The sequence below is a fragment of the Arsenicitalea aurantiaca genome (assembly GCF_003994485.1).
In the GTDB taxonomy this organism is placed as follows: Bacteria; Pseudomonadota; Alphaproteobacteria; order Rhizobiales; family Devosiaceae; genus Arsenicitalea; species Arsenicitalea aurantiaca.
Window position 1 is genome coordinate 69,719 of the sequence record NZ_RZNJ01000004.1, and the last position, 24,881, is coordinate 94,599.

The window sequence follows — 24,881 nt, forward strand, 5'->3', positions numbered from 1 at the left end:
CACCCTAAAGCAGTCCAGTCAAACCCGTCGCACTGCGGGCCAGGCCCAGGCTTTCCCGCAGGGTACTCCCCAAAACCTTCATCCCCGAAGGGAAGGCCACGACGACATCGCCGCCATAGACCCGCATGTCCGGCTGCCGGCCAGCGCGAATACTTTCGACGTTGTACTGGGCCACATAGTCCTGTCCATTAACTGAACGATAGACAAAGACAGTGGCCGGATCGCCAATAGCGGTGAAATTTCCAGCCGAGGCAATCGCTCGCACCAGCGTCGTGCTGCCGCTCACCGGATAAGACCCTGCCCTGTTGAATTCACCGTCAAGCGTCACCGTCTGCTGCAGTGTGAGGGCCACTTCCGGATTCTGCAGATAACTTGCGCCATACCGCTGTTCAATCTCGTTCGAGAGAGCTGCGCCCGTCTTGCCAGCAGCCATCACGGAGCCGATGAGCGGGAGCGAGATGTCGCCATTGGCGCTGACCTGGACCTCGGTGTCGAGCTCATCAACGCCAAACACATCGACCTTGATCAGATCGCCCACCCGTACCACTTGGCCGGCGTCGCCGCCCTGCCCGAGCGGTTGCGGCAAAGCATCGACGACCTGGAGCGAACCAGCCCCCTCGTTCAAGTCGCCCGCGGTCGATGCAGCATATCCGGCGCTGCGGATATTGGCCGAAGAGCAACCTGCGAGGGCAAGCAGTGCGGCAATTGTCCAGATGCTGAGTCGAGAGCGTTTCATCCTGCCGTTCACTTCCGAAAGTTTCCGATCCAGTCCTTAAGCCCGGCGAGAGGTCGGGCCGTTGTGCTGTTACTTTGCAACAATTTTGGCCTGGACGCTCGCTCAAAAGGCTGATCCTGCAAGATCGCTGCCGGGCGATGCAGGACCATGTCCATGGCCGCCTCTTCTCCCAGCCGATCTATGAGCACGTCGCGCGCCCATGACAATATCGGTGGGCGCCCCGAAACATTGTGTGCGTCGCTCGCGACGATATCAACCAGACCATCTTCAAGCATCCGTTCGGCTAGTCGTCTGGCACGCCGGCCAAATCCACCCGTAATCGAGCCTGCCGTTAACTGAATCAGCGCCCCATCGGTAACCAGGCCAGCCATCAAGCCGTAATGGGATTCAATCCAGCCCAGCCGCTCAGGATGGGTAACAATCGGCACCTGTCCACGTCCCACCAAGGTCTTGACCAAGGCGCGCAACCCAGGCGGCGCGACATGATGCGGCGGCTCCAGCAAGAAATAGCGTGAGCCGTTCAGCGCCGGCACCTGCCCGTCCGCCAGTTTCTGCGGCAGGTCCGGCGCCATGTGCACATCGGCGCCAATGCAGATCGTGAGGGGCACGTTCTGCTCCTCGAGGAGCAGCGCTAAATCTTCCGTCAGCCTGGCGATGTCTGCGGCCGTATTGTCGTAAACGCCCGGCATGACATGAGGCGTGCAGGCGATATGGGTGATGCCATCGGCAACCGCCATCCGGGCCATCTCGAGCGACGTCTCGAGGTCTGGGGATCCGTCATCAATGCCCGGCAGCAAGTGGCAGTGCAGGTCAATCATCGGCCTGCTGAACCATCAAAATCACCTGCCTTACACTCAGCGCAGGGCTCCTTCGCTGGTCACCCCCCAGATCACGTCTCCGAATGCGCTTCCGCGTGAAACCTATCGACTGACAGAATCGCTCTGTCCGAGGCCCACAACAACGAGCGCCGCACCGGCAGCGCCGCCTGCGGCCAGCAGAGCGGGCGTCATGTCGCCGCCCCCGCCCGCACCTTGATCTCCGACGGTGAGGGTATCTTCAATGACCCGCACGCAAAGATTCTCGCCTGCCGGCGAAATTGTCACTGTCGACGAGGGGCCCATCGCGATGGCGCAGCCACCACTGAATGAAAGCGAGGCGCGCGAGGTGGCTCCGGTCGAGATCACGTCCCCAGCGCTGATTGAGCTGCCGACCCCGCCGGCCACAAGCCCAGAGGCTCCGGTGACAAAAATCTCTCCGTTCGCCTCGGAAATCGCGCCAAGTGCACCGGAAGCCGACGGCGAAAGGATACAGGCGCAATCGCCTTGAGCCATTGCAACTGACGGCACGGCGACACCTAGAGGCGCAACCAAAATGATGGCCAGACTCGGCCACGCGACCAGGTTCTTTAGGAACATCTTAATACTCTCGCCCCGTTACCGGCTCACTGCAAATATTGAACTGACGATAGGGGATGGAGACCTCTCGATCAAGTCGCGATGCGCTCCCACGGGAAGATAGTCTGGCGACTGTTGCCCAAATAGCGGCCTCCGGCAGGGTCAGCTCACCAGATCGTGGGCACGTTGCTCAAATATCCATCACAAGCGTGCGCGGCAGGCACTCTTAACGGCCGGACGCGCGCAACGGACGCCATGACCGATGCGGTCTCAGGGCAGGCCCTATTCTGCGTCTCTTCGCGACGTCTCCGCATTGGGAGACCAGACAATATAGACGCTGCCCACCCGCCAGACGGGAACCTGCCGATCACGCTCCCGCCGACGCAGTTGATGGCTCCGCTTCACTTTCAAAATGCCGCGCGGCAACCTGATTTTGACATAGCTCACAGCAATCTCCGCGAACATGTGCGCACTGAATATTACTGCTTAAGAGGACCATCTACAATAGACTTCGATCGACCCTCATGATGACAGGGGTTATGGGCTTGGCGGACACTCTGTCTTGGATGCTGTCTGAAGGGGATCGGGTTGGCACGAGCACCAAGCGTTCCGACCAGCGAATGGATCATGCAACCACGACACCATGGAATGGGTACATCTCTGCAAGGACACCCGGTCGCCTGCACGCCCGCAAGGGTGTCCCGCGCCAAATTTGCCATCCTGTGCCGGCGGCATTTCTTGGCGCACGCGTTTTTGGGGCGAGCAGTCGGTCGCCACATCAATGCCGGGCCGGGTCTGCGCTATCTGCTGTGTTTCCGCTCGCGGTCGGCTTTACGACGCTCGCGCTCCATCTGAGCCGTCTCAAGGCCAGCCAAAGCCTCCCGTATGTCGTGCTCCGCACGGGCAATCTGCTCGATCAGCTTAACATATCGGAAGCGCCCGGTATCTTGCGTGAATGTGATCGTCCCAAGCAGGGCCTCAGCCCGGCAGCGGCTGCCATCCGCATCGGCAACTGCACGCTCGAGACCAGCCTTTGCATTAGCGGACAGCTGACCGGTTTCTCGATACTCGGCAGCCACAGTCTGAGCCGCCGCAGCCGCATGGGTGTGCAGAGCAAGGTCTGCTCGGACGGGATCAAAGAGGGCGCTCACCGCGTCGGCGTCAAGGTCAACACTGCCGCGAGGGCCAAGACGGGCGGCATAGGGCGCAAGCTTTTCGTCCTTCTCGACCTTGGCTTGGCGTGCCGGCTGGAGTGTCGGGGTGGCACGAACTTCGCCTGCCCCGGACCTCCGGCTACGCGTCTGCATGACGATGGCCAGGACCCCTACCACGATGATGGCAAGGAGCAGGATTGCGAACTCCACTGGCTTGATCCTCCCCCAAAGACGAACGTGACCGCCCTATTGAAAAACGCGAGCACCTTGCGAAATGCAAGCATCTAACGCAGCGCAAGCATTCCCACTACAGCAAAAGGGTTTCGTTGCGGACGCGGCGCCTCATTGACCTTGCAGATCGGATTTCCACGATTGCTGCACATTGCAAGGTTGCCGTGGACGCGGAAGCGGAAAAGGTGGTGCGCGACGCTCGATCGCGTCTGTGTCAACCTTTAGCCTTGACGTCTTAGTCGCGCGACAAGCTGGACACGCCATTGCCACGTCCAGGCGACATGGATGTTGGCAATGTCGATGCCATCAGGACTGCTCCACCGCACGCTCCCCTCCAACCCGTTCTGTCCATAGTTTTCGGTCGCGGCGCCTCGGCCAGCTGAACGCCTATTGTGTCGCAAAGGCACTCCGCACGGTGATCCCCGAGGCCACCATTAGTTCGTCCGTGATGAGAAGGACGTTCTCTCGCCATGATATAGCGACATTGGCTGAGCCAAAGTGAGTGATCACCTTGAGCAAGGTCAGGAGTTCGATACTGCCCGACCATCCAGTCGCCAACGCCGCGTGATCCGAGACATCGATATACTTCCCGTCCACCGTTTCGACCCATTCATGCCCATCAGGCGTCTGCACCGAGAGCACGATGTCTTTATGACCTGGCGTGTCGGGAGGGAGCACAAGTTTGACCATGACCGGGTTGTCGCTGGCCAGGCGAAGCGCCTCGAGAGCCCTGCGGACGTGCGAGCGGACAACCAGGAATTGAAACCCTGCTTGTGCTTTCGCCAATAGTTCTTCGCGTGACGGGGAGTGGTCGGCGACGCAGGGGACCGAAATTTGCCCGGCACTATCCTCAAGAACGCGCATCGTCCCGACCTGAAACAGGCGCACCTCCCGCTCGAGCTTTAGTGCCGCTCGCGAGACCAAGAGCAGCGACGCGGACGAGATGCTCCAATCGCCCGAATGCCAAGGGACATCCAGTGCAAACCCAATAGCCGAATTCGTTCCCGCTATGCACCGGGCCGCCGAAAAGGTCGCTCGCAATCCGAACTGGGAAGCCTCGTCCATAGGCACAAACAGAGACAAATAGGTCGCGATCTCCTGGAAAAGCTCCAGATCGAACGGCACAGGATCTGGCGCCGTCTCTCCCTTGGCGATACGCGGTGCATCATCTTTCATTATGGCCACAGGCCGAACGCGCTCATCAATCACCAGGGTGAGCCGCTGGCGGTCCATACGAAGGCGGAAATGGACCCGTGCTGTCTTTGCTACCCCCAGGAGGCTGTCAAGCAATTGAGCGTCGACTCTAAACCGAGCGTCCCGGAAAGGGCCTTGGGTTCGGATCCCGGACGTGCTTGTCGGGACGTGCAGTCGACACATGCCCGCCAGACTTCGCGACTCGATCAATAGACCGTCCTGCTTTTGGTCGGCGCGGTCTGCCTTGATCAGGGTGACAGTATGCGGCTGGTTTTTTCTACCCGCGACAATCGTGGCGAGCGCGAGCGCCTTGCGGAGCTTGTTGGCGTCAACCAGAAAGACGTGCTCCTGCTCACCCGGCGGCGACACCTCGGGCTCCGTTTGCAGCGCATCATCGTGGGGAAACTGAAGCACCCCGAAATCATCTGAAAATTCGGACCCGGGATGCTCAACAAGCTGATTGAAATCCAGGTCTTCGTCATCTTCGAGCTCCTGAGCGTCATGGTTGAGATCAGGCTTGGGGCCGATTGGTCCGTTCGTGCTCATGTCAACTCCCAGTAAACCGAGGTGCCGGTGGAGCGGCACGGTTGAAGGGCTTATGCCCGATGATGGTCGCGTTCTCCCAATCTCGCCAGGTTGCTAGCTCCCACGGGTCCTCGAGCGTGGACCAGCGTCCTTCACGGAGCCAGTCGATCACCCCTTGCCCCCGCTGGTCGGCGAGCAGCTGGACATGGCGGTCAAACCCTCCACCCATGCCGATAGCGCGCCGACTGAACTGGGGACCTAGCGGCTCCATTGCGCCTTTTCGCACCCCGAGCAGCTCGGTGATGGCGCAAGGCGGGCCGAAACCTGTTTCGACTTTCATGCGTGGATCGAGCGAAGTGGCAAAGTCACGGATGATCTTGGCCTGAAAGGCCATGCGCCGCTTGTCGCTCGGCTCGTGACAGGCGCTTAGCATATCCCTCGCGCCAAGTTTTCGGTCAAGCCAACTGGCGACCAGTTCGTGATCCCTCGGGGTGATCATGACCCCGAGGAGCGTTTGAGGCGTACCCTGGCGATAGCGATGAAGGTAAACCCATCCAGGCACTTGGCGCCGACGCTTCCGCAGGAACATGGCGAGACCATGTGTGAGCTCCGAAAGGCGTTGGCTGGCCCCTTCCGGGTTGCGGCCGTGGTCGATCTCAAGCGCAAACGAGACGGGCACGCCCGCCACCTGAACGCCGGCCGTCATGTACCTGACGAGCGGGCGAAACTGCTTCTTGTAGCCGAGATAGCGCTCACCCCCACCCGGTTGCCCTGGCTGTTTCTCTAACCGAATTGTCGGGCTGGTACGGATGAAGGGGCCTGGCAGCAGCATCGCGCTGCCTATGCGGTCGCTAGTCTCGCTGACCGCCGCAGTGAGCTGGGCAGGCGACATCGGGACTCTTTGTTGCCTCCAGATGCGCACAAGATCCTGGCCGGTTTGCACGGCGTTTCTGCGGCGATGTTTTGCCGAACGCACGATCGCATCGGATAGCATCGCCGCATGAGGATCATGCGGTTGCTCTGACAGGAGCGCACGGAGCGCACGGCCGAACAGATCCTCTACTTCGCGGCGCACCTCTTCCGGAGACGATCGGCCTATCAAGAGATTAAGGACCTCCTTCGAGGCTCGCCCCTCGATCAGGGCTTGCAGCGCAACTTGCCCTTGCGGCAGGTCGAGTGCGCTGCGCAACGCCTCAAGCGACATTTCCTCATACCCCGCAATCGCACGAAGCTCATAAAGCAGGCGCAGCGCATGCCCAGCCGCTCCCGAGGCGGCCTCAAGGATCAAGCCGACATGCTGGTCAGCCAGGTGCATGCGCGCTTCTGAGGCGCGCTGCCTTAGCCACGGTGCGAGCTCTGCGTCACCGACGCTTCGCAGCACGATGTTGGTAAATCGCCAAAGCAACCCTAAGTGGCGGTGGGTAAGATCGCCGAAGCTGTTGCAGGTCAATATAATCATGCCGGCGGGTCCCAACGCATCGGCCGCACCCTCGATCATCTTGATGGGCTGCACCTGCATCCCTGCTGCATCATCGATAACCACCACACCATGGCGCTCGCGCTTCAGCAGGCTCACCGCATCACCAATCGTCTCGACCCTGCCGTCATCCGCAGCGTTGATAAAGAGGAAACTGCCTAGCGTCCTCTGGTCCACACCGTGACAATTTTTACAGGATCCACACGGCGATAGGTCGACGCGGCGCTCGTCACATAGCCAGCTCTTGGCGGCAAGTTGAGCGAGGCTGGTCTTCCCTGTACCGGGAGGGCCGCTTATGACCAGCAGGGCGGGACGACTTTGCTCCGTCAACACCGATTTGAGGCGTAGAACGGCTGCCTGCTGGCCGACGATATCGTCGAATGTCCGGGGCCCCGGCGTCATGTCGTTGCTCCTGCATCGCGTCTCTGCGACGAAGGACGTGACCGCGACCGCGACCGCGGCTTCTTCGAGGAAGCCTGCCCGTTGGTCGCTTCGGTTAAGTAGTCCACGTTGGCACCGGCCAATCCCACAAGCGTGACGACACCCCGGGTCAGCTTGAGCTCCAAGGCGAGGGTCGGCTCTTCAACGCCCTGCAGCATCAGCTGAAGATGATCGAAGCTTACAAAGAAGATGCCCGGCAGGGGGTGCGGCGCCTCCGGAATGTCCACGCGCAGTCGGTGTTCGCAAACCACATCCGGCCGATGGTTGACCTCAAGATCGAGGACCGGACCCTCAGTGTCGCTCGAGAGGCGAAAGCCGATTTGTTCCTCCGCGCCCGTGCGATAGCCAACACTGAAAATCTCCAGCGTCCGACGAATTTCCTCTCGATCCGCCCGAACGATCATCGGTGAGGAGATGCGCTGAAGATAGAGGGCAACATCAGCTGCCTTATCTGGCGCGTTCCAGGCCATCATGTGCCCGTCTGCGGCCAAAAGATAAGCGCCATCGGCAGCAACCAGCATTGCCGGGGCCGGGAAAAACGGTAATGCGGCGATTACGCTCGGCAAGCTGCTGCCGGCAATCTGATGCAGCTTGTCGGAAAGCCCTGGATTTTTGGCAACGATACGTCCGGTCTGGGAGCGAGCATGGACAGCGCCGTTCCCAATGATCGCGATGTCGCGCTCGGAGCCATCGCATGGCAGCCACTTCAGCGCTTGGACCAGCGTTGCTCGGCAGCCGCTCTCGGCCGTCGACTCATCGATGACCTTTAGGCCCTGCAGGCTGAGGAGCGGAGACTTTGGTATGTCCAGAAGCCGGCACGCGCGACGCCGCCCCCCTTGCTCGGCTTTCAGCGTCTTGTGCGTAAAATTCACCGTCATCGTGAAAAGCGTTTCTAGCGAAGCTATGCTCGCGAGCATATTCCAGGAGAACGCGATGGCTAAACCTTCCGCTGGAACATTATTACAAGTGGCTTTATACTCCCACGTATGTGCCGATTGGTCTTGGGCATACAGAGTTATAAGCGCACTGAGGGGATACACCTGCATGATGACAACAGGGTCATACTTGGAGAGGACCTTCATCGCTCTCCAGTACTGGTGCAGTGCGGGACCACCAAACGTGAATTCGTATTCTGGAAGCCCGGCCTGGGGTAGGATAGCCTTGGGAGGTGCGGCATTAGCGGGGGCCGCTTCAGCTGGCGTCGGCGCGAATTCCTGGCCCCGACGAATAACCTCAGAAGGACGCGTTGGCCGCAGGAGGTCACCGTTCGTAATAATGAGCTCCAGCTGCTCTTCCATATTAACGCAATTCCTTAAAATTCATCCAATCTGGATATGGTGTATCGCTAAAATGCGTCAAGGGGTGCAGCGATGAATAATTACCGTGAGATCCGGAAGCTATTCGGCACGCTTCCGCTGCCGGCGAAAACCGAGCTCCTCTCGTTGCTGCAACATGACCTGGACAAGGATCTGCGACGGGCGGCCGAGCTTATGGCCGAGCTCCAGACCCTGGGCGTGAAGGTGCCCGATCCGGGCACTCTCGAAGCCCCGAAAAAACGCAGGCCGCCTGCTCCCAAATACCAAAGTCGAAAGCATCCACATTTGACTTGGTCGGGGCGCGGCAAGCTGGCGCGTTGGCTCGACGAGGAGATGCGAGAGACGGGTTTGCGGCTTGAGGACTTCCTGATCCGACGCACTAATAGCGGGCCCGATCAGACTGCAACTTGAAACCACATTCATCCTGGATTGAAACAGAACCAAGAAGCCTGCTTCCCTGCTGAATGCTAAATGATTGATTTTAAATAATAAAAATGGTCATCGCGTGCTGATAGCGCTTGCTGTAGATTGAGATCACCGAGAAGCAGTGAATACGCGGCCATCCTGGGAATAGCTGCCGCCCGCGAGACTCCCCCTTCAAAGGAGGGGCTCGGGGTAATTGGACCTTGCCGGCTCTTCACGCACTAGCAATTTCGCAGCGCTCGACCAGAAGCACCTTCAAACGGAGGTGCTTCATGCGAGACTTCATCTGCCCCCAACTCCTCACGCCATCGCGACATCTCCCCCATGGCGATGACTGGCGCTATGAGCTCAAATATGACGGCTACAGGGGTCAGCTGCATCTCAATGGCCATGGCGCCAGAATCTTCACCCGCACGGGGTTGGACTGGACCGCCCGGTTTGCCAAGCTTGCGACCGCACTGGAGGGATGGGCGTTCTCGGGACTCTGTCTCGATGGTGAAATCGTCGCGTTCGATGAGGAGAACCGGCCCAATTACACCACCTTGTGCAGCCGCCTCGACGGCAATGGCGACCTGCACTTCATGGCCTTCGATGTACTGGCCGTGCATGGGCAATCCACGCTGCACCTGTCCTTGAACGACCGGCGAACGATACTCGAGGAAGTCTGTCATGATGCGCCGCCGGTGCTTCGGCTGGTCCCGCAAAGCAATGATGGCACGGCGCTGCTTGATTTTGCCCGCGCGAACGCTTGGGAGGGGGTTGTGGCCAAACGGGTCGACAGCACCTATGGCGCCGGTCAACGCCTGCCCACCTGGCGCAAGATCAAGTGCCTGGTACGGCAGGAGTTCATTGTCCTTGGCTGGCGCCCCGACATGCGAACTGGTGAGCTCCGGTCCCTTGTTATCGGCACCCTGGATGCGGGTCGGCTCACTTGCCGCGGCAGTGTCGGCACCGGCTTTACGAAGGCCCAACGGCTCGAACTCGCTGATGAGCTCAGGGCACTGGGTCTTGGGGAGGCGCTTCAGGACGGGGGACGAACGCCGCCCTTCCTGCCTGTCTCGCCGCACCTCGTTGCCGAGATCCAGTTTCAGGAATTCTCTAACCACGGCATTGTGCGCCAGCCGACCTTCCTCGGTCTCCGCTCAGACAAGCCTATCGCGGAAATCTGCTGCGAGGTTCCACGGCACTGACTGGCTAGGGTGCTTGTCCGCACCGCAGCGCTTCGTACTCACACCTCATCGTCGCTTTAAAGCCCAGTACTCCGTGCCAGCACGAGCTGCCGCACTAGACCGGCGCGCCCGCTCGCCCGAACAGGCATCGGCGAGCTCTCTCGCTTTGCACACGCAGCCTTGGAACGTGTCGCCAGATTCGGCTCGGCATTCTTCGGTGCCGAGCAGGTGACGCAAAGTCTGCGGCAACACCCGAACGCTGTAGGTGTAGGCCAACTGCTAACAAGAGCAGATGCGGACTTGCGCCTATATCTCTTCAAGACGCCCAGCAATCACGCAACCCCACCAACCAAGTCACTTACTATTACACTCGCCCTCTCTCCGTGTCCTACCCAACTTTTCTGCCTTGAGTCTGCCTTATCATCGTGACCATCACGTGAGTTGCAGTGTTGCCTAGATTTAGTTCTCCATTAGTCTGAATCCGCAATATTTAATAGGAGAAATTCTGATGAACAAAATATCAACCATCCGAAATAAATCTCTAGTCCGAGAAATTACTTGGTCAGCGCGCGACGCTCTGTCGCGTTATAATCGGATCACCAGCGGGACGACGTTTGCGTTGAGCGAGGCAGTCGCTGAGTGTTATCGCCTAGTTACCGCCGGGGCCCAGCTGCTGAGCCTCCGAGACCACGACACCGTCGTCGACTATGCCTACTTCGCCGTTGAGCAGATGGAATTGCGTCTGCACGAGGGTCCTCAACGCCCTCCTAACGTCTTCGCGTGCGGTGTCGGCTGTACCATGATGCCATTTATCGACTTCGCCAAAGTCAACTTGCGGCTGCGCTATCCACGCAGCACAGTGAACGTCATGTCTCAGCTTTTTGAGGTACACTCCGAGCCCTATTTCGCCAACGATCCAGACGTTAATCCCAATCTGTTGACGGGTATGTTCTGGAACCTCTACCACCTCATCGATGATGGCGACACCGCCGCCATAGCAGCGGCCGTTCAAGCGATCGTCAGCGAGATCACTTCTGTCCCTGCACCGCTTGACCACGAGCAATACCAGATTGATCATGCCGCTATTGCAGACCGCCTTGCTGATCCTCAGATAGAGATAGTCGTCAGGATGGCGGATCCTGCCATGCCGTCGCTGCCGGACGAGAGCGAACGCATTCAGCGTCTCCTTGCGCGTCGGGATGCTTTGCTTGCTGAAAAGGCCCCGGCGGCCTCGGTCGAACGACTTCAGATGGTGATTGAGGAAGCTTTGGAGTTTCAGAAGCGGGTCGAAGATTTGCGCCTTGAGTTCGGTGGATCCACTCCCTGAGCCCTTTGAGCTGCTCTTGGCTTCTAGCCCTGCCGGCTTCGAAGGTGTCAGGAGCGGCTAACTGCCGATTCCCCACCCCTAAGCTCGACGTTATAGGGGGCCAACGTCGAGCGCACGCCGCTCCGGCAATTGTATAGATAACGATGCTTGGGCGCTTTGCCGGCGTTCAGCCCCCGCTTCCTCAGCATCACCCTTGAGCATCTTGCGAGACCTTGGCAAATACCGGCATGATCGAGCATGCCAGACCCTTCATCGTCGGTATCTGGACTTCTGGCAGATCGATGGTGAGCCTTCAATGGCAAGTTCCGGGCGGAATGCCTGAACACCCACTGGTTCCTGACGCTTGACGACGCCCGCCGGAAGATGGAGCATTGGCCTCGAGGCTACAACGAGGTTCGTCCTCACAGGGCCATCGGCAACAAGCCGCGGATATCGCTCATGAATGGCTCCGGCGCATCCTATACGCCGTGAGCTTCAGCCCGAAAATGCTCCAGCCGGGCGGTCCAAAATCGGGTCTCACGTCAACGAAACCTAGGACTCTCCCTCAAACCGGAAGAGATTGGGGTCTCAGGTCAATCGCCATGATGGAGCCTGGAGAGATCGCGGATCGGTCAATGGCGATAACCGCCGATCTCCTCCGCTGTCTCCTCGACGCATAGCGGAGGGTGCTGCGACCTGGATTTGGCCCGAGGGGTAGACCAATAGCTGCCTCTGCCAAAACGCTATGGGAGATGCCGTTCATGGGGCGCCGAAGAGGCCCGAAGCGCTGCAAGAACCACGGCCTTTGCACTTTATCCTAATATCGCCCGAGAGGGCCGACTCTCCTACCCCCCTTCCTCTCTCCGACACAACTTACTCTCTCTACCTTACTCTCTATTCCTTTCTCTTTTCTTTACTCTCTATAAATTATTCTACATTCACTACTCTCTATACGCCGCCCTATCTTGCCTATTCTGTACTAAATCTATTACCTACTCTCTACCTACTTTCATCCAGTAGTGGAGAGCCGTGGTGTTCGCCGCGCTGACGATCGTCGCGTGATCAACGGCATCTTGTGGCGCTTTCACACGGGCTCTCCCCGGGCCGATATTCCTGAACGCTACGGCCCTTACACGACCTGCTACAATCGATCTGTACGCTGGCGAAGGCTGGGGTTGGGGATCGACTAACTAAACGGTGTCTGCGGCTTTCGAGGGCGATCTTCAGATGATCGATAGTTCGTGTGTTAGGGTGCATCACCATGGTGCGACCCCAGGAAGGGGGACCCGAATCGCTGCATGGGACGTTCCCGGGGTGGTTTGACGACCAAAATCCACGCGCTGGTTGACGCCGAAGGCAGACCTGTCCGACTTCACCTCTAAGAGAGGTCAGAGCAGCGACTGCGTCAACGCTGAAGCTTTTTTGGACTTGCTGAGCCAGGACACGATCCTGCTTGCCGACAAAGGCTATGACACAGACGGCATCCGGGCACGCATCCAATCAGCTATTGCCGTTGCCAACATCCCCGCCAAGATCAACCGAGAACAGGCGTTCCCGTTCAGTGCGTCCCTGTACCGAGATAGCAATCTCGTCGAGCGCTTCTTCGGAAAAATCAAGAATGTCAGAGGTTTAGCGACCCGGCACGACAAGCGCTCCGACAACTTTGTCGCCGCGCTCAAGCTTCTCAGCACGCCCGTAGATCAGAAGTTATGTGTCTACGCCTAGTCCGAGAACTTAATTATTTTGCTGCGTTGCGCCAATGAGCAACTTCCATTCATGGCTGCGCGTGTGGGTGAGAGGAATTTTCGGTCCTGGCTCCTGATGTCGACGCGACGGGAGCAATCGTAATCACCGAGATGCTCCGCCGGGCACCCAGACACTCGGTCTTTGGTACGCGCAAAGTTCCTTTATAGCGGCCACTGCGAGCTGTATTGGACGTCTGCATCCTTGGTCCAAAGTACCAGGGTAGCGAGGCCATAAAAGCCGCTGACGTGGCTCTTTATCGAGCAAAGCGGGGCGGTCTAATTCGAGACATCGAATCTTCCGCCGGAATGAGAGCTGTACATTGCAGCCAAAACGAACTGCTTTGTATTGGCGACACCAACTAGGACATAAATCCTCGAGGACGAGTGTGGAGCCTTGGATGTGCGCCTCGTCGACCGGCCTTGTTCAGCGGGTACGCTAAGAATGCAAATGGGTGTTCCAGCGTGACTCAGGCAGAGTTGAGCGCACGTTCGCACCTCTATAACGACTTGAGCTAGCCATCGAGTGATCAAGACCCGTCGAATGCCACAACCCTCGCAAGGGCAGAGGGAAAGCCGACCAACGAAATTGACAAGGCAACTTCCTGGCCGGTTTCGCTAGCGGCCGCATGCACCGCAATTGCGTTTCCTGCGCGCATGGCGGCAACGGCATTGGCATCGAAGTCGAACGGAAGAAGGCAGCCGACCGGGAGGCATGTGGAGAAACGCAAACTCCCGAACGGGGCAGCGTCGTCTATGGCTAGGCTCACGCCATCGTCCAGATTAAGACCGAAAGGCAGAACAAGCACACCGCCGACGGCATCTCCTTCGGTTGCGCGCAACTCGACCGTCAGCACACGCTACCGGCTCTCGCCGCCGACCTGGGTCTGGCTCGTGACGCAGCGCGGGGGTCCTGCGGCGGCCGAGCAGGCGACGGTCCAGTCGCCATGGGTTTCGTTGAGCGTGCTATCACCGCCAGGCAATCCCTGCGCCAACGCAGAAGCGGAAGGAGGATGCCGAGAAGAACCGCTCCCCCGATCAGTTTGTGATACGATATCAAATATGGTCCTCCCTGCAGTGTTTTATTCGACCGCGGCTTGATGATTGGCCAGAGCGGCCCGGTCCTATCGCTGACAAAGGACGGTCAGGCGCTGCGCCACATACCGCCCCGTGCTGTCGGGCATTTCGACATTCGTCTGAAACCCTCGCCCGCCTGGTGCGACGACACCGCCGAAGGCAAACGGCATGTGCATCCCGGATTGCTGAATGCCCGAGCCCTGCGCCTCGATCTTGTTGCTTTGAGGATGGTAGAGCCACTCGCCCTTGGCTTGAAAACCTTCGACGCCCGTGCCGCTCGAAGTGTATTCCGAAGCCTCGAAGCCGCCATTTGATTAAAGGGCTGCGTTGACTTCATGCGAATGCCCGCGCAGATAGCCCTGCGCGGTATACTCGGCATAGCCATACTGGCAGCTCCACTGGCCAGAAAGCTCCTGCATCTGGGGAAAGGCCGGCGCTGGCAACAAGGCAAGCACCACGATAGCGGCCAATGACGGAATACGCACCATGTCCCCTCCCGCAAGATCACGCTGGCCTATGAGGCCAAGGCTCTCGCAATCGCCGCATCGCTGGCGGCGCGCATTTCCGTCTCGTTGATCATCCTGAGGCCGAGCGCCTGATAATCCACGCCGAGAAGATCGTTCCCCAGATCGATGATTGCATGCGCGTAACGCGCATCGGCTTGGATTTCCGCCGCGTTCACGCCCACAAACACGCGCGCGTCGCCGGTGTAACGGAAGGCATAGAGATTGATGCCGTTCTCGAGCTGTTCGACGAAACGCACATCGCTTTTGAGGCGGATGTCGGAAGCGGTGAAGCATGATGGAGGTGTGCATAAGGGCGGACCGCCCGTGCCCCCAGTTCCTCCGGTGCCACCGCCCGTGGAGGCGCCGCCGCCCCCACCGCGGCTGCTGTTGGCGGCAATGGCCACGACACCACCGATCACCACCGCGCCGATCAGGGCGCAGACGACAGGCCGTTCCTCGCAAAAGGCGCGGTCCCCGCTGCTACCATTCATGGCCGTCTGCGTTCCGGTGGTGGTCTGGCAGGCCGCAAGCGCGGTGCAGAGCGTTGCAGCGAGCATTGCCCGCCCATGTTTCAAGACTTTTTTCATTGCGTATCCCCCTTCAAAGGAATGGTCAGAACCTGACATTGAGGCCGATGGAGCCGGTGTGGCTGGACTGCGCGCCGGAGAACAGCCCGTCATAGTTGGCGCGAATGGTCATGTCGGGCGCGACGTCCCAGGCAAGACCGGCGCCGACGCGCAGCCGGTCGCGGCTGGCGGCCGGGCCGCGGACATCGAAGCCTGTCGGACTGCCCGCGAAGTTCATCGACTGGCTGGGCACCACATCGGCAAAGGCGTGCTCCCACACGGCCCGGCCTTCGAGAACTACGCGCCCGGTCTCGGTGGGAACGACATGGCTGATGCCAATCCCGACGCCGGTGTCGAGACGCGTCCAGCTTTCCGAACCTGCGATGAGGTTCAGCGCGCCAGCGCCGGTCTCGGTGAACCCGCCATGACCCGACCAGCCCGCATCGAGGGTAAACAGCGGCAGGAGCGTCGTGCCGCTGCCCATGTCGATGCCATAGGCGGCTTCGCCCGAAAAGCCGAGCGAATGGGTCCAGTAGTCGGCCTCGGCCGTGCGATTCAGCCCGCCGAACACAACGTTGCGCTCGGTCGAGATGCGGTTGGCTGCATAGGCCAGCGAGCCGGCAAGCCGCCACGCCCCATCCTCCCATGCGCCATAGGCGCCGATATGGAAGCCATCGGCATCGAAGCTCGAAAGCCGCGCATCGACCGAACCGTGGCTGCGGATATAGCCCAAGCCCAAACCGGCAAAGCCAGTGCCCGCGCCAAGATCGATCTGGCCTTCATAACCGCCGGCGATCCCGGCGTTCCACCAGTCGAGTGAGGTCGCATTGCCATCGCCATCTATGGTGCCGCGCCCGCCCAGCGGGCCGAGCCAGGCATTGGCCACGCGGCCGTCCGCATAGGCGGAAGTCGCGTCGTCAAAGGCGCCGACACCGACAGCGGCCCGCGAGGGTGCAGCATAGCTGAGCAGCGCAGTGATGACACCAGTGCCACCGAGACCACCGATTCCGGCCGTGCCCTGCTGGCGCAGCGTGCGGTTGAACAGGGCGAAGGTGTTCTCGATCACATGCTGGCCCGAAGCGTGGACCTCGCCCGAGGTCAGATGGAATGCCCTGCGGGCCTGATCGGGATCGAGCATCGCGATTTCGTTGAAGACCGTCAGAGCATCGCCGGCCTGTTCGAGACCGTTCAGCGCCGAGGAGGTCTGCAACTGGTTATAGGTCTGCGCCACCGTGGCGAAGTCCGCCGTCACGCCGATGGTGAGCACGACGCTGTCGGCATTATGCGTCAGCGTCGGCGTCAAAAATGCCGACTGGTTGAGCATGGTCGCACCGGCAAACTCGCCTACCAGAGGATCTGTGGCGGTCAGGATGGTGTAGGTCTGGCCATCCTCATAGGAGACATGGGAGTCGATGGCGGTGACCTTGACACTGCCCGCCAGGTTTGCTTCGCCGGTAACCGCCAGCGCATCATTGTCGCCGTTCGAGGCGATACGCGCCGCAAAGACAGAATCCGCACCGAAGTTCACATCGCCGGTGACAGTGAGCGTCCCAAGCGTATCGTCACCAGGAGCGATGCGGCCGAACAAATTGACGTTGCCGACAAATTCGCCACCGCCACCGACGGTGGCACCTGGTTGCACAGTCATGCTGCTGCCGCTCAGAATGCCGCTGGCGGCGATACGCAGGGTTCCGACCTGAAGACCGACCGACCCTCCAAAAGTTCCGCTGTCGGCAGTAAGGGTAGTGGTGCCAGATCCAGTATGGGTTAGAAATCCGTTGGTGCCGCTAATAACCCCACCATAGGTCCAGTCGTCCGAGCGGTTAAAGGTGAGAAGACTATTGCTCTCAACAAGCATGTTCCCGCTGATCGAGCCGCCCGCACCGCCTTCGCCGAGAACGAGCCGACCGCCCAAAACCGTCGTCAATCCGGAAAAGGTGTTCTCGCCGGTTAGAATTAGCCATCCGCTGCCCACCTTTGTGAGCGCTCCTGCACCTTCGATGACACCGGCATAGTTTATGTCGTCGCTTGCATCGGACCTGACAACAAGATCAGTATTGCCCAGAACGATGCGGGATCCCGCAACACCCGACAGATTTCCAATTTCAGTAGCGCCCGCGCCAACACCGGATATGTCGAGTACGCCCACACTTGTGAACCGCAACGCCTCACTTTCGGCGATATCGCCCGCGCCTTGCAATGCCAGCGTACCTGCACCAATAGTGGTCGGGCCCTTATAGGTATTTGAGCCGGTCAGGATCAGCGTGCCGGTTTGTGTCTTGTTGATCCCGCCGGGGCCGGAGATGACTGTGCCGATGGTCGCAGTCTCACCAGCCAACACGCGCAGTTCGCTACCTCCCGTCACCGTCTGCAGCGTTCCCGTGCCGCCCAGCGTATAGCCATCGTCGGCGAACTGGAGCCCCCTGAAGCTCTGGGCACCCTCGACCGAGATCATCCCGCCGGAACCATTGAAAACGCCGTGATTGCCGGCCCAGGCGACATCAATATTGCCACCGTCATTGCGCCAGTCGGTTCCAGCACTCGTCCATGTCGACCCGGCATCCTGCCAATACTGAAGCATCGGATCGCCTATGACAGGATCAGTACCGGGGCCGGGTGTGCCGCTCGAAATCACCAGATCCAGAGCCCCGTGTATCCCATCGCCAGCCGCCCTGCGCTCCAGGTACCCGTCGATACCGGGGGTAGCGATACCGGGTAGGGCACCGTTCCACGTCAGGTAAGTCATCAGCCGGTAGTGCCCGATCCCGGCGTCGCCTTCGTCGAACAGGTGAACTTCGACATCGCCTTCCGAACCTGACACCGACACAGCGGATAGGACCTCGATCATGTCGCTCGTCCCTGGCGAGTCCACCGTGCCCGGCTCGCCAACGCGGTAGTGGATTTGCGCGCCCGGATCCAATGACAACAGGCCGATGGTCAAGGCACCAATCTCGTCCGCGCCCCCCGGCGCAAGAATACCGCCATTGTCGACGGTTACGTCGTCCAGCGTTCCGGTCCCGCCCAGCACACCGCCAATACCAACCTCGATGATGCCGCCAAGGCTGTCGGTGACGTTGAACGTGCCGCCCGTAATATTGGTCGTGCCTGTAAAGGCCGAGCCATCGCCCGTATAGGTCGTCGTGCCTGCGCGTACGTTGACCCTCCCGGCGGCAGCACTCTGCGACCTAAGTGCCGAGTCGAAGGTATAGTCCGAGGCCCTATGATTGAAGTTCAGTTGATCCCCGGATGTCCAGAACGTCACCGTCGCGCTTTCGAGAGCCCCCGGTGCCTCGGCGGCTTCGCCAAACGCGCCGCCGATGTTAACTGTGCCCCGGGCGCCATTTCCGATGATTACAGGGTTGGTCGCTTTCACCGTCCCGTTATCGGCGATGGTTAGCGTCCCATTGCCCGCGATATTGCCAGCGCCAACGCGCAATGAACTCGTTTCCAGTAACGAGCCGTTGCCCGTGACAAGCACGCTGCCCTCACCATGAAACCCCCCGCTGCCCCCGATATCCACCCGGCGCGGTCCGTCTGGGAATGTTATTCCGCTTTCGAGGGTGCCGCCGTCCCGAATTTCTATCCGTCCTGCCCCCCCCGTCGGGCTCGTGCCGACTGTGACAAATCCAGAAGAAATACTTGATGCCGGTCCAGTGATCTCAACATGCCCGGTACCGGTGCCATTGCCGACCGAGGAGCCGCCGTTGACCCTTAGTTCGCCTGGAACCTCGACGGTTCCTCCGGCGGACACGGTCAGCCAGCCACTGCCATCCCCGCCGATCTCAAGTGGACTGTTGCCAATCTCCCATTTGGAATACTCGCCGGTAACCGTGACATGGCCTTCGCTATCGACTTCCCTTCCAAGAAAAGCGTGCGTCGAGAAGGCCATGCCGCCGTTCTCGATGGTCACTCTTCCGAGGCCACGATCGCCGATAAAGAAAGCCGCCCCGCTAAAGGATTCGCTCCACCATGTGGAGCCAGGTCCGCTGATGGTTACATGCCCCTCTGTACCCGCCTCAGCGCCGATATAGCTCGCCCGGGTGCTATCCAGCCGTCGTCCGTTTGTAATGCTCAGGGCACCGCCGTTATCCGAGCCGATGATCACACTCTCTATGGAAGCATCACCGCTCGCGATGACGGCGCCGTTCGGGATTCCCGTATCGATCGTAACGGGATTCCCGCTAGGTATGGTTGCCGGATTCCAGTTACCGTCCACAAACCAGTTGCCAGAAATGGCCCCAGTCCATTCTGTCGTGCTTTGGGCCAGTGCAGAGCCGGCCCCGAGCACGAGCGCAACGATAGAGACACCGGTGGCGAGCAACCCCTTTGACGGCAGTCTGCCAGAGAACCCCGAGCGAAACGACACATTCCTGACGGCACAGAACATTATACATTGTCCCCATTTTCCGCCGATCCTTGACCGACCGCCTTGTCGCCAAATCGCTCCTTGACCTTCGGCATCACGAATTCAAAGAAAAGCTCGAGCAGCGCATCGCTCGCGATAGCGACCCTGATCTTGACGAGCGCATCGCCCAACCCAGTCGGCAGCATAGTCTCCGCCGCCCATGTCGACCGCGATCACCGCTCTGGCGATCGCGTCGGCGTCCTTGACGCCCTCGCTTTCCAGAAGCGCCCTGGCCCGTGGATCGGCTAGCGCCTCGGCCCATGCCGCGCGCACGCCGTCCTCAAGCTGCCGCGCGTCGAGCGCCGTTCCCGTCAATCTGATGGTTGTCATCCGTCCCCCGCGTGCCCGCTCGACCAGTCCCAAGCGCCCGAAAAGGCGCCGCCGCACCAGACCCGTTTCCGGGGCGCGGGACGGACCTTTCAGGATCGCCGCAATGGTAAAGGGGCCGCTAATTCACCGGAACATTGCATGTGCGCTCATGAGTGCTCATCTGCGCTCATTTTGCCCCTAAGTGTCTGATGGCGCCCGTTTCCCTGTCGAATCGCCTTGTCCGGGAATCGCGGTCTCCAGGCCGGCTCCTGCTTGCCATTGTCCGCATTGCCGGTGCAGGTTTCCGGACCTGAGGTTGTCAGTGTCTTCCGTCCCGAAGCGAGCCGCGCATGCCCAAAGCCATCGCCGACATCCGCAAGCCCGAAATCGTGGAAGCGGCGTTCCGCGCCATCGCGAGACACGGCCTGCCCATGCCGTCCTATGACCTCATCGCGCAGGAGGCCGGGATCTCGCGCCAGCTCATCCGGCACTATTTTCCCGAGCCCCAGGAGATGATGCTGATGCTATGCGACCGGCTGGCCGCGTCCTACCGCACCTTGCTGGCGAAGGGCATTGTCGCTGCGCAGTCTCACGAACGTCTGCCGCTGTTTCTCGACTTCTATTTCGGGTTTCTCGAGGGCAAGGGACTGCCTAAGCCAGCGGACGATGCTGTCTATGACGCCATGTTCGCGCTGGCGGCCGGGTCCGTGGAGATCAGGACAAACCTGCGCGAACAGTATTCGCTGCTGCATCACATTGTCGCCCACGAAGTGCAGATCACCCACCCCCAACTGCCGCAACGGGCCTGCCGCGAGGTTGGCCATCTGTTTATCAGCCTCATGTACGGTCATTGGAAGATGGTGGCCTCGCTCGGCATGCCGAGCGAGCACAATCGCACCGCCCGTCAGGCGATGGACAGGCTCATCGCTTCCTATCTGGCAAATTACGACGATCCGGACGCGAGATGAGCGGCATTTGAAGCATTATTGCTTTCATTATGAAAATATGCGGTAGTCGTGACAGTATTTCGGGATCGGGACCGTATAGGGGATGCGGGGTGCGCGCGGGACACAATGGGGACGGCAACAAATCGGGATTGCTGACGGGCTGGCAAGCCATCGCAACCCATTTCGGGCGCAATCAGAGCACGGTGCGCCGCTGGGCCGCTAATGCGGAACTGCCTGTCCATCGCGGCGCCGGCGACAAAGGTGTAGCAGTTTATGCCTATGTTGATGAACTTGATACTTGGCTGACGCGCCGCCGCGCCGAATATGATGCGGGCGAGACAGGAACCACGACGGATGGTCTGGCGGAGGAAGCGCTGCCGCCCGCCGCCGCCCCATCCCGCCGCCACGTGGTCGCGTGGAGTGCCTCGGTTGCGGCTTTGGCGTTGCTTGCCGGTGGTGGCGCGGCGATCTGGACGTTGCAGGAGCGGGACGCGCCTCCCCCCGCGCATGCCGCGGACGCGGTGCCCGAGGAAGCGCGCGAACTCTACCTGCGCGGCACCTATCTTTGGAACCGCCGCACACCGGAGGGCATCGCAGGGGCCATCGACGCCCTGACCCGCGCAGTCGAAATCTATCCCGACTATGCCGAAGCGCATGCTGGTCTGGCGATGACCTACAACCTGGCGCGACAATATAGCGGCATGTCGGGCTGGGAGGCCTATCCGAAGGCGGAAACGGCGGCGCGGCGGGCCGTCGAACTCGATCCGACGCTCGACCTTGCACAAGGCGCGCTCGCTTTTGTCGAATTCCACTGGCACTGGCGGGTGGAGGCCGGGCTGAACCGGTTCGCGAAGGCCATCCGCCTCAACCCGAACTCGGCCAACAATCACATGTGGTACGCGAGTGCGCTCCTGCTAGCCGGCAGACCGCAGGAGGCACTGCCCATTGCCAATCGAGCGCGACAACTCGACCCTCACAACAGCGCAGTCCTCAATATCAGGGCACAGGCGCTGTTCTATAGCGGCGATACCGAGGCGGCGTGGGACCTTCTCGCGGACATGATCGCGCAGGACCCGGGATTTGCCTGGGCTTACTATACCCGCTCGCTCATCTATCTCTCGCAAGATGACTTCGAGGGTTATCTGGCCGATTATGCCCGACTTGGTGAGCTGATCGCCGTGCCGCGCTACCGCGCCGCAGCCGAAGCCGGCATGAATGCGCTAGCCGATTCTGCCCCCGAGGCGATGGCAATGGCCATGTTTTCCGTGGAGCAGGAGTTCTATGAGCGCGGCGAAGCCTTGGCATGGGACCTAGCCCGCCATCATGCGCTGACCAGCGACGGTGATGAAGCCCTGCGCTGGCTTCGCATCAGTCTCAATCGCCGCGAGGAACGCCTGATCGGTATCAAGGCCGATCCCGCCTTCTGGCCGATCCGGGCACATCCCGGCTATACCGAACTGCTCGCTGAGATCGGGTTTCCCGCTGACGCGTGACCGCGGCAGCTGATTCTATCTGCCGCCGATCACCGCACGTGCCTACGGGGGCTTTCAGGTGCTATTGTCGGATACCTGAGCGGCAAAAATGGGGCGCTTTGCTGCCATCGATTCTCGGTCCGCTCAACCACGCAATACTGCCGCAATACTGCCGATCAGCGTCCATATTGGCTCTGCTCGGGCTCGACCCTCTTGAGCTTTTCGCCACCCTGCCAACTTCTCGGCGTGCCCGATGAATCCTCCCCTGCCGTCATTCCGACGGCATTGATGAGGAGCATACATGCCCAACACAAATTCGATGCTGGCGTCCGAGCCTCACGGCCGATCCGCCGATCCGCTTGATCCCACCGGTCTTGGCCCCATGAACGTGGTGCCGCTTGTGCCCGCAGACGTTCTCGGCAAGCACAAGGCGCTGGTGGAGACCGACACGCGCTTTCGCTCCGCAGCACGGCTGCTGCAAAGTCTCTGGCGAGAGGACCGCGATCTGCCGATCGGCAGCTTCCTGACCGCCGATGAGAAGCGGGTGCGGCTCGGCAGTCGCATCACCGAAGCCGCTGGACGCTCAGGCGGTAATTTTCTCTCCCCCGATATCGCCCTGCTCGTTCGACGCGAGGTTATCTATCGTGAGCTCGGGGCGCTTATCGAGGTCGACCGGTTGAGGACCAATCTGCTGAGCTCAATGCCGCTGACCTTCAATCTCTTCGCGCCGCTAAAGTTCGACCTCAAGCAGGCTTCTCGTTTTGCGGCTGATCTCTTCCCCAATCTGATCAAAGAGATGGTCGCCATTCGCTTCGAGCATGCGCCGCGCCGGGGCAGCGCGATCTATACCGGCGACTATTCCGCATTCGATGTCGCCCTTTACGGGGTGTCCCCAGAAGGCCGACGGGTGATGATCGCCTTTGAGATCAAGTACTCGGAATCTGGGGCCGAACCTTCGCCTGTGCGCATCAGCGATCGACAGCTGGACCTGACGGCAAACACTGGGATCTATGCCGAGCCCGAAGATCCGGCACTGTTCGGGCTTGGGCTGCAGCAATTGACCCGAGAGGCCAATCTCGCTCAGGCAATGCTCGACCATGGCGATGTCGATGAAGCCTATTTCGTCTTGTCGGCACCCCGGCTCAATCACCTCTGCCAGGAGATGGGCCAGGCCTTTGCCGCCCGACTGGTGCCACCCGAGCCCGGGAAAGTCCGCTTCCTCAGCATCACCCTTGAGCGTCTGGTCGAAGCCTTAGCCAATATCGGCATGATCGAGCATGCCCAGGCCCTCCATCGTCGGTATCTGGACTTCTGGCAGATCGATGGTGAGCTCGAACTTCACCTCGCAGCTGAGGGACGAAGGCCAATGCCGCAGAAGGCACCGAGGCGGGCACATCCAGAACCGGAATCGCTCGAAGCCAGGTGACCCCTACGCCCCATCTGATGCGCGCGCCCTCGAGGCGCGCGTATTCCTCTTCTCTCAATCTTGGAGTTCATCATGGTGCTCAGAGGCCCGAAGAGGCTCTGTCGGCAATGCCTGTCTGCGCCAGGTCGTGCCGGATGCATCGCTCTTGTCGGCAACGGCATCCCTACGTTCAGCGGCAGCGCTGGACATTCATTGCTGGCCTCGATCGCAATCGGGGGAACCCCTCCCCACAGGGCCGCAAGCTGATGGCGATCTTATCGCTATCGCGCCTGGAGTTGGTCTTGCGCCATCTCGGCATCACCCGAACCCAGCTGCTGGCCCTCGCCGATCCAGCAACGAAGCTTCGCACCATCCTCAGGCGGCAAGCGCGGATCGATCACCTGACGGCGCAAATCGACCGGATCGAGACCCACATCGGCGAGACTGTCGGTTGGCCGCGCTTGACCATCGATTTCGAGTACGACCTGGTCACAGTTTCGACGCCTGCCATGACCCTGCGCCTGGTTGAGGAAGGCAGGCTCTCTGCTGAAACCGGTGCGTCGATCAACGAGGAGCTGCGCCAGAGGCTACGGAGCTGGAACGAGGCAACCCGGGCAGCCGGACTTCCCCAGCTCCGGCATCGCGAGGGCCATTTGATCAGGCTGCAGGACAAGAGCCTTCATGCTCTGCTGATGCGATCCAGCACCCTTCCCTCAGCGATCCCAGCCCGGTTGATCATCCTCATCGCCATGATGGAGCCTGGCGAGATTGCGGATCGGTCAATGGCGATAGCCGCCGATCTCCTCCGCGGTTTTTTCGACGCTTAGCGGGGCGTGCTGCGACATGGCATTGGCCCGAGGGGCAGACCAGTAGCTGCCTATGCCAAAACGCTATGGGAGATGCCGTTCAGGGGGCGCCGAAGAGGCCCAGAGCCCTGCAAAAACCAGGGCCTTTGCACTTTATCCTAATATCGCCCGAGAGGGCCGACTCCCCTACTCTCCTTCCTCTCCCCGACACAACTTACTCTCTCTACCTTACTCTACCTTACTCTACCTTACTCTACCTTACTCTACCTTACTCTACCTT

General features: G+C 60.3%; 21 protein-coding genes and 2 pseudogenes. 10 read left to right on the top strand and 13 right to left on the bottom strand.

Translation table 11 applies throughout. The features are described 5' to 3' along the window. Positions 1–4: 4 nt before the first annotated feature. From EMQ25_RS11615 to EMQ25_RS11650, 7 genes are all read right to left on the bottom strand, one after another. Positions 5–736: a polysaccharide biosynthesis/export family protein gene (locus tag EMQ25_RS11615; RefSeq protein ID WP_127188761.1), complete on the bottom strand. Its 732-nt coding sequence runs from the start codon at positions 734–736 to the stop codon at positions 5–7. Positions 737–744: 8 nt separating this feature from the next. Further along, entirely contained in the window at positions 745–1,554 is an 810-nt protein-coding gene (locus tag EMQ25_RS11620) for a tyrosine-protein phosphatase (protein WP_192895662.1), read from the bottom strand. Positions 1,555–1,656: 102 nt separating this feature from the next. Then, positions 1,657–2,151, bottom strand: coding sequence for a FecR family protein (locus EMQ25_RS11625; RefSeq protein WP_127188762.1), 495 nt, complete (start codon positions 2,149–2,151; stop codon positions 1,657–1,659). A 779-nt stretch (positions 2,152–2,930) separates the two neighbouring features. Next, positions 2,931–3,494 carry a hypothetical protein gene (locus tag EMQ25_RS11635; protein WP_127188764.1) on the bottom strand — a complete coding sequence of 188 codons (564 nt, stop codon included), beginning with the start codon at positions 3,492–3,494 and terminating at the stop codon, positions 2,931–2,933. 408 nt (positions 3,495–3,902) lie between these two features. After that, positions 3,903–5,255, bottom strand: a complete 1,353-nt coding sequence (locus EMQ25_RS11640; protein ID WP_127188765.1) for a hypothetical protein — start codon at positions 5,253–5,255, stop codon at positions 3,903–3,905. 1 nt (position 5,256) lies between these two features. Continuing rightward, on the bottom strand, positions 5,257–7,113 hold the full coding sequence (locus EMQ25_RS11645; RefSeq protein WP_127188766.1) for a hypothetical protein: 1,857 nt from the start codon (positions 7,111–7,113) through the stop codon (positions 5,257–5,259). Then, the gene (locus EMQ25_RS11650; protein WP_127188767.1) at positions 7,110–8,450 is read right to left on the bottom strand and encodes a hypothetical protein; all 1,341 of its coding nucleotides are present in this window, start codon (positions 8,448–8,450) and stop codon (positions 7,110–7,112) included. The genes EMQ25_RS11645 and EMQ25_RS11650 overlap by 4 nt, the downstream gene beginning before the upstream one ends. Before the next feature lie 72 nt (positions 8,451–8,522). Between EMQ25_RS11650 and EMQ25_RS11655 the strand changes: the two genes are divergently transcribed. The 5 genes and pseudogenes from EMQ25_RS11655 to EMQ25_RS11675 all read left to right on the top strand — a co-directional run bounded on the left by EMQ25_RS11655 (position 8,523) and on the right by EMQ25_RS11675 (position 13,091). Then, a complete protein-coding gene (locus EMQ25_RS11655; protein ID WP_127188768.1) occupies positions 8,523–8,879 on the top strand; it encodes an H-NS family nucleoid-associated regulatory protein in 357 nt (118 codons plus the stop codon). 284 nt (positions 8,880–9,163) lie between these two features. After that, entirely contained in the window at positions 9,164–10,081 is a 918-nt protein-coding gene (ligD, locus tag EMQ25_RS11660; protein WP_127188769.1) for a non-homologous end-joining DNA ligase, read from the top strand. A gap of 487 nt (positions 10,082–10,568) precedes the next feature. Beyond that, entirely contained in the window at positions 10,569–11,387 is an 819-nt protein-coding gene (locus tag EMQ25_RS11665) for a hypothetical protein (protein ID WP_127188770.1), read from the top strand. Positions 11,388–11,675: 288 nt separating this feature from the next. Then, positions 11,676–11,858, top strand: a pseudogene (locus EMQ25_RS11670) (integrase core domain-containing protein); the annotation flags it as partial. A 491-nt stretch (positions 11,859–12,349) separates the two neighbouring features. After that, a pseudogene (locus tag EMQ25_RS11675) lies at positions 12,350–13,091 on the top strand (IS5 family transposase). A gap of 547 nt (positions 13,092–13,638) precedes the next feature. Here the strand turns inward: EMQ25_RS11675 and EMQ25_RS18385 are convergent. Both EMQ25_RS18385 and EMQ25_RS18500 read right to left on the bottom strand, forming a co-directional pair. Then, positions 13,639–13,965, bottom strand: coding sequence for an invasion associated locus B family protein (locus EMQ25_RS18385; RefSeq protein WP_244606572.1), 327 nt, complete (start codon positions 13,963–13,965; stop codon positions 13,639–13,641). 3 nt (positions 13,966–13,968) lie between these two features. Beyond that, entirely contained in the window at positions 13,969–14,091 is a 123-nt protein-coding gene (locus EMQ25_RS18500; RefSeq protein ID WP_280177637.1) for an invasion associated locus B family protein, read from the bottom strand. 114 nt (positions 14,092–14,205) lie between these two features. Here EMQ25_RS18500 and EMQ25_RS11685 point away from each other — a divergent pair, with 114 nt between their 5' ends. Beyond that, positions 14,206–14,499 carry a hypothetical protein gene (locus tag EMQ25_RS11685; RefSeq protein ID WP_127188771.1) on the top strand — a complete coding sequence of 98 codons (294 nt, stop codon included), beginning with the start codon at positions 14,206–14,208 and terminating at the stop codon, positions 14,497–14,499. On the opposite strand, the gene EMQ25_RS18090 is transcribed toward EMQ25_RS11685, so the two are convergent. Genes EMQ25_RS18090 through EMQ25_RS18095 form a run of 4 tightly spaced genes read right to left on the bottom strand, consistent with a single transcriptional unit; the run spans position 14,500 to position 19,808 of the window. Continuing rightward, positions 14,500–14,673: a hypothetical protein gene (locus tag EMQ25_RS18090; protein WP_158626068.1), complete on the bottom strand. Its 174-nt coding sequence runs from the start codon at positions 14,671–14,673 to the stop codon at positions 14,500–14,502. A 26-nt stretch (positions 14,674–14,699) separates the two neighbouring features. Further along, the gene (locus EMQ25_RS11690; protein WP_127188772.1) at positions 14,700–15,278 is read right to left on the bottom strand and encodes a hypothetical protein; all 579 of its coding nucleotides are present in this window, start codon (positions 15,276–15,278) and stop codon (positions 14,700–14,702) included. Positions 15,279–15,303: 25 nt separating this feature from the next. Beyond that, entirely contained in the window at positions 15,304–19,644 is a 4,341-nt protein-coding gene (locus EMQ25_RS11695) for an autotransporter outer membrane beta-barrel domain-containing protein (RefSeq protein WP_127188773.1), read from the bottom strand. Next, complete coding sequence (locus EMQ25_RS18095) at positions 19,644–19,808, bottom strand: hypothetical protein (RefSeq protein ID WP_158626069.1); 165 nt, start codon at positions 19,806–19,808, stop codon at positions 19,644–19,646. Before EMQ25_RS18095 ends, EMQ25_RS11695 begins: the two co-directional genes overlap by 1 nt. 513 nt (positions 19,809–20,321) lie before the next feature. Here EMQ25_RS18095 and EMQ25_RS11705 point away from each other — a divergent pair. The 4 genes from EMQ25_RS11705 (at position 20,322) to EMQ25_RS11720 (ending at position 24,622) form a co-directional block, all read left to right on the top strand. Next, on the top strand, positions 20,322–20,939 hold the full coding sequence (locus EMQ25_RS11705) for a TetR/AcrR family transcriptional regulator (protein WP_127188775.1): 618 nt from the start codon (positions 20,322–20,324) through the stop codon (positions 20,937–20,939). Between the two features lie 89 nt (positions 20,940–21,028). After that, positions 21,029–22,411, top strand: coding sequence for a tetratricopeptide repeat protein (locus EMQ25_RS11710; protein WP_158626070.1), 1,383 nt, complete (start codon positions 21,029–21,031; stop codon positions 22,409–22,411). 280 nt (positions 22,412–22,691) lie between these two features. Continuing rightward, entirely contained in the window at positions 22,692–23,816 is a 1,125-nt protein-coding gene (locus tag EMQ25_RS11715; RefSeq protein WP_127188777.1) for a PGN_0703 family putative restriction endonuclease, read from the top strand. 281 nt (positions 23,817–24,097) lie between these two features. Beyond that, the gene (locus EMQ25_RS11720; protein WP_127188778.1) at positions 24,098–24,622 is read left to right on the top strand and encodes a hypothetical protein; all 525 of its coding nucleotides are present in this window, start codon (positions 24,098–24,100) and stop codon (positions 24,620–24,622) included. Positions 24,623–24,881: the final 259 nt, after the last annotated feature.